General features: G+C 34.8%; 7 protein-coding genes. 1 reads left to right on the top strand and 6 read right to left on the bottom strand.

Features of this window, described 5'->3' with window-relative positions; translation table 11 throughout:
- Window positions 1–518, bottom strand: a 518-nt coding sequence (locus tag AC2JBO_RS42795; protein WP_496959701.1) for a polysaccharide deacetylase family protein, incomplete at its 3' end; no start/stop codon positions are given.
- 194 nt (window positions 519–712) lie between these two features.
- Complete coding sequence (locus tag AC2JBO_RS42790; RefSeq protein WP_496959700.1) at window positions 713–1,642, bottom strand: LysR family transcriptional regulator; 930 nt, start codon at window positions 1,640–1,642, stop codon at window positions 713–715.
- 415 nt (window positions 1,643–2,057) lie between these two features.
- Between AC2JBO_RS42790 and AC2JBO_RS42785 the strand changes: the two genes are divergently transcribed.
- Window positions 2,058–2,438: a sulfite exporter TauE/SafE family protein gene (locus AC2JBO_RS42785; protein ID WP_496959699.1), complete on the top strand. Its 381-nt coding sequence runs from the start codon at window positions 2,058–2,060 to the stop codon at window positions 2,436–2,438.
- A 255-nt stretch (window positions 2,439–2,693) separates the two neighbouring features.
- Here AC2JBO_RS42785 and AC2JBO_RS42780 read toward each other — a convergent pair whose 3' ends face one another.
- From AC2JBO_RS42780 to AC2JBO_RS42765, 4 genes are all read right to left on the bottom strand, one after another.
- Window positions 2,694–3,422 carry an acyltransferase gene (locus AC2JBO_RS42780; RefSeq protein ID WP_496959698.1) on the bottom strand — a complete coding sequence of 243 codons (729 nt, stop codon included), beginning with the start codon at window positions 3,420–3,422 and terminating at the stop codon, window positions 2,694–2,696.
- A 632-nt stretch (window positions 3,423–4,054) separates the two neighbouring features.
- Window positions 4,055–4,183, bottom strand: a complete 129-nt coding sequence (locus AC2JBO_RS42775) for a hypothetical protein (RefSeq protein ID WP_496959697.1) — start codon at window positions 4,181–4,183, stop codon at window positions 4,055–4,057.
- 204 nt (window positions 4,184–4,387) lie between these two features.
- Window positions 4,388–4,975, bottom strand: a complete 588-nt coding sequence (gene coaE / locus AC2JBO_RS42770) for a dephospho-CoA kinase (RefSeq protein ID WP_496959696.1) — start codon at window positions 4,973–4,975, stop codon at window positions 4,388–4,390.
- Between the two features lie 98 nt (window positions 4,976–5,073).
- Window positions 5,074–5,298: uroporphyrinogen-III synthase (locus AC2JBO_RS42765; protein WP_496959695.1), on the bottom strand; the 225-nt coding region annotated here is incomplete at its 5' end.

The following is a 5,298-nucleotide window of genomic DNA, read 5'->3' as shown; positions in this document are numbered from 1 at the left end:
AATAAACTAGTTTTGGCGCCAGTAGTTTGATAAATTATATTTGCCGTATTTTCAATCTCTGAAGCTGCTAGTTGTGGACTCATACTACGATACCAGTGATGCCAAGTATGGTTGCCAATGACATTACCATCTGCTATGACATTTTTCGCTAGAGTAGGATAAGCTTTGACATTCTCTCCTATCATGAAGAATGTTGCTTTAATGTTGTTTTTGCGAAGTATATTTAGTATTTGGTCTGTAGAATGAGCCGCTGGTCCATCATCAAAAGTCAAAGCAATATATTTTTCTCCTTTTTTAAGTTCTGCTTGGTACAACGTTGAAGAAGCAAATTTTGTTGGTACGCTGAAATAAATATTTTTTTGAATTTTTGACTGTGCTTGCTGTGCTTGATTTCTTTGTGCAACAGCTTCTACTCGATGCCGTTGACTTAACAATACACTATAGCTAAAAATACTAATAGAGGATATTATCAATATTAAGGGTAATCGCCATAAAATAAACGACTTATTAATTTTCATTTCTTTATACCATAATTACTAAATTTAATATGAAGCTGCAACTATCAATGCTTTCATTGCATAGTTGATTTACTATATATTTTAATATATTAAAAGGTAAATATGATAATTATCTGTCAATTATGTGTAAATGTTGTGACATTTTACAATTATATTAGTAATACACTATATTAATTTTTGTTACTTCTAACTATTTAAATGTGCTTGAACAACATTTTTTCAAACACCTGACACACAAGGGTTTGAAACCTTTGCTGGTGCTTTATCATAATAAATTCTCTGACTATCTCATATTTATGAGAAGAGTTTTCTTCAAAAGCTATCAACATAATGGGACGCAGTACACCTAGTTCAACCTCTTTTTTTACCATTAACTCCGAAAGAGCAGCGGCGCCTACTCCATTTTCAACTGCGGCTTTCACCATTTCGCCACTGGTAAATTCTAATATTGAATTTAGTTTACTTGTTTCTATTCCCCACTGTTGTAATGCTTGTTCAAATCTTTGTCGTGTCCCAGAACCAGGTTCTCGCATTACCCAATCTGTTGTGATGAGTTCGTCTAAATAAACAGAACCGCGTTCGTACCAAGGGTGAGTTTTTCCTACAACAATGACTAGCCTATCATTCCCGACTATCTTCTTGTCTAAATTAAATGTGTCCGAGTTAACTTCCCCCTCAACCAAACCCAAATCAAACAAACCGGAAACTGTGCCAGCAATAATTACTTCGGTATTGGCAAGAGTACAATTGACCTGGATGCCGGGATATTGACGTTTAAATAGACTAATATAATCAGGTAGCCAGTAATTACCAACAGTTAGACTAGCTCCCAGTTTTAATTCTCCTCGTTGCAAATTGTTTAATTCGCGCAAACCCCGTTCTGCTAAAGCTACCTGGTCTAAAATTTTCTGAGCTTCGACTTGTAACAATTTTCCTGCCTCGGTAATCTCAATATGGCGGTTAATACGATGGAAAAGTTTTACTCCATATTCTTCTTCTAATCCCTGAATTGCTCCACTTACCGCAGGTTGACTAATATATAGTGCTTCTGACGCGCGCGTAAAGTGCATATGTTCTGCCACGGCTAGAAAAATCTTTAGTTGGTCTAGTGTCATCTTTGCCATTGAATAAATATCCTAATATTTCAGTACTATACATAAGTTTTATTTATTTAATTTCGAGATTAGCAACATTCCACTTTATATATGCTGCCGCTGTACATGATTTAAGTACAGGCTTTGCAAAGCAATCTTATATACCTATTATCTTCAAAAATCAAAGGTTTTTGCACAAAAAAATATTGTTTACTGGCGCTATTTTATTAAGATTTAAAAATACTAAAAAAAGATAGAAATGCCGTAGATTGTTCGACTAGATATAAAAGTTAAATTGAGTGAATCACTTGAGTTTATCGTTTTGATAACTAAATAATATTGCCTATAGTCTAACAATTGATTACGGTTAAATGAGTTGTGAAATAAAAATAGACACACTTGTTAGCAACAAAATTATTCATGCATAAAAATGGAGGTAAGCATTATGATACTGTTTTTACTATTAGGGGTTTTTGCTGGAGCATTGAGTGGGTTAATCGGAATTGGTGGTGGAGTAATTATTACACCTGCCTTAATTTTTTGGTTTGGCTTTTCTCAGCATCAAGCGCAAGGCACTACATTAGCTTTATTGGTTCCTCCAATTGGAATTTTAGCTGCCTGGACTTATTATCAGCAGGGATACGTAGATTTAAAAATAGCTTCGCTCATTTGTTTAGGTTTCTTTTTTGGTGGACTTATCGGCGCCAGACTTGCCACGAATATACCTAATTATTGGTTAGAAAAAATATTTGGCTTTGCGTTAATGGCTATCTCATTAAAGATGATTTTTAGTCAAAAAGTCAAATTAAATCATACCTCCGGATAGGCGTATCGCCTGTCCCTTATGTTTGATGAACTGGCTTTTCAGCCTATCCTACAAGATTTATCTGGGGATATTCTTTAATTAGAATACTCTTATAATTCCTGCAAACTTACTAACTCCAAGCGCGGTAGAATGTACTCTCCAGCTATTTACTTCTTGAGAGGCATCTAGGCATCTAGCTATCTTCTAATAGCTGATGTGTTGATATGAGTTCCTGCAAAAGTTATTAAAGCCAGCAGAGGTGCTGGCACAGCCTAATTATTTTATGCTTATAGACTTACTAAGTTCTTCTGCTCCACGCTTTTTGATAACTCGTGCGGGGACACCCACTGCAACTGAGTAAGGAGGAATATCTTTTGTAACCACAGAATTGGCGCCAATAACGCAACCTTTTCCGATAGTGACTCCATCCAATACCTTAACTCCAGAACCTAACCAGCAGTCATCCTCAATTACAATTCCCTGACGAGTCACTCCTTGCTCTCTTATGGGCAACTCCAAATCAGCAAAATTATGATTATTCGCAAATATTCCTGACTGCGCTGCAATCAGGCAGTTTTGACCAATTCTTATATTTCCAGGGCCAGCAATACAAGTACCTAGTCCAATGAAAGTATTTTGATTGATATGGATAAACGTGTCATCTAGCGCTCCTATATTAACGTTACGCTCAAGAACAACTCTATTTTCTAGACGAATTTTATTTTCTTTATTTTCTAGACAAATTTTATTATTACTGCAGCCTCTTCCATCCATACAAACACCTTTAAAAATATACACACCATTTCCAATTTCAATAGAACTGGCTCCAAAAAACTCAACATTGTCTTGAATAAAAACAGAGCTACCTAAGCGTGCAAAAATAACACGATATACGATATTTCTTAACTTTACACCTAAGAAAATTGTGGGAATATTTCCGAAAACGGTCATTAATAAAAGCTCTTTCAAACGTTCGCATTTGGAAATAAATTGCAACTTATTCATGGATATATTCTCTCTTCAAAAAAATTGTGGCAGAAATATTACATGTAAGGTCTTTACATACGTCTTAGATTCGTAAATTTTCAAAACCTAGGCGTTATTAGTACAAGATATGCTTACAAAGGTACTTACTAGCAAGCATATTTATTTCAATAAATTATGCATATACCGCAAGAGTAAATCATTGGTAAAATCGCACGTTGTCGAAACCGAATTATATTCGGTTTATACATTTTGGATTGCTATAGCTGCTATTTTAACTGGCGTTCGCTTATTTTTAGAGCTAAAGGGAAATTAAAGCCTTGATATGAAAGAAAAAAGGCTATTCCTAAGTATTTTTTGATTTACAGTAACATTTATAACCATCAGATAAACCTCTCAGAGGCGATTATTTGAGGCATAGGGATAGCGTAAATCATAAAATAGAGCTTCCGTCCTGTACCAAATAAAAATGCCTGAATCGATTGATGAGTCTGGATTACAAGCCCAGTAAGCATTAATTAAATCGAGAGTTCAATGCAGGAGCGAACGGGCAGTTTTAAAGCAACAGCAAAGACTCCTTACTTACGTCAAGTAAAGATGTAATTTATTGATTTCGCTGTATTCTTTACAACTAGTTAAGCAAAAATTTAATATTAAGGTGGAGTATCACCAACTTCAGCCATAACGTTGAAATCTACCATCGGAGCAAACAAGTAAATACTTCCGCGATTACTGTAACGGCTAAGAAGCAGCCTACTTGTAGATTGTGCCGTTGTAATCATAAGGTACAAAAGTAACTTACATCAGTACTAAAATGCCTTTATAAATAAAAAGCAAATACTTTTACTTTTCTATTAAATAATAAAATTGCAGAACAATTTTAAAGTTATAACATTCTTTTGCGGCAGAAATGTAAAATTTATGTAAAGCCCAAAAAACTCGTGACTTTTGATCAAGCTTATTTATATAGATTGGAAACGTGATTTTTACCTAGGTTCTAGTCGGATTGCTACATCTACTTGTTTCAAAAGCGTATCTAAAGAATGCGAATTATCCAGCACCACATCCGCACGCGCGATTTTCTCAGCTAGTGGCATTTGACTATTTATTCGAGCTTGAGCTTGTTCTAAAGTTAAATTATTACGCTGCATTAATCTCTGTAACTGCTGTAATTCTGAACAGCTTGCAACCCATGTTTCAGTTACTATATCAGTTATTCCAACTTCAAATAATAAAGGGATAACCAATACCAAAATACTATTATGTGATATAGCTATTTCTTGATTAAATCTTTCTTTTACATAAGGATGAATTAGACTCTCAACCCAAAGACGTTCTGATTCATTCTTAAATATTATTTCACCTAATTTAGCACGATTTAATTCATTATCTAATAAAATATCTTTGCCGTAACGCTGTGCTATTTGATTTAATATTGGTGAAGCAGCAGCAACTGCATCGCGTGCGTATATATCAGCATCTAATATAGGTAATTTATAAGTTTGTCCTAAATAGTTTGCTACTGTACTTTTTCCTGTAGCTATACCACCTGTTAGTCCAATTATGCGTTTCATTTAAATATTTTAACTCGTGACTCGGCGCCTTGTAAGTAAGGTTGCGTGACGCTACCAGTTATGAGCTTCGTTGAAAATTTTTGGTAGCGTCACGCACCCTACTTAATTCCCCATTCAATTAAAGCTTGCGTTAATCCAGGTAAAGTGTATTCAGCAGCTTCAACATCTACGTGTCCGATAAATGTACGGCAACTTTTTGAAGTTTGTGGACCTATCGAGGCAATACAAACACCCTCTAAATAACTATCTATGGAGTTGTCGGTGAATACTTGTTTTGCTAATTCACAGAAAAATTGTACTGTTTTTGAACTAGCAAATGTAAT

The organism is Calothrix sp. CBUCES-K 9914 (assembly GCF_059640475.1).
This window is presented reverse-complemented; position numbering and strand designations above follow the sequence as displayed.

Bases quoted from the DNA above. Each gene is read 5' to 3' on its own strand.
- AC2JBO_RS42790 (WP_496959700.1), bottom strand. From the start codon at position 1,642: ATGGCAAAGATGACACTAGACCAACTAAAGATTTTTCTAGCCGTGGCA.
- coaE (WP_496959696.1), bottom strand. From the start codon at position 4,975: ATGAAACGCATAATTGGACTAACAGGTGGTATAGCTACAGGAAAAAGT.
- AC2JBO_RS42775 (WP_496959697.1), bottom strand. From the start codon at position 4,183: ATGATTACAACGGCACAATCTACAAGTAGGCTGCTTCTTAGCCGTTAC.
- AC2JBO_RS42780 (WP_496959698.1), bottom strand. From the start codon at position 3,422: ATGAATAAGTTGCAATTTATTTCCAAATGCGAACGTTTGAAAGAGCTT.
- AC2JBO_RS42785 (WP_496959699.1), top strand. From the start codon at position 2,058: ATGATACTGTTTTTACTATTAGGGGTTTTTGCTGGAGCATTGAGTGGG.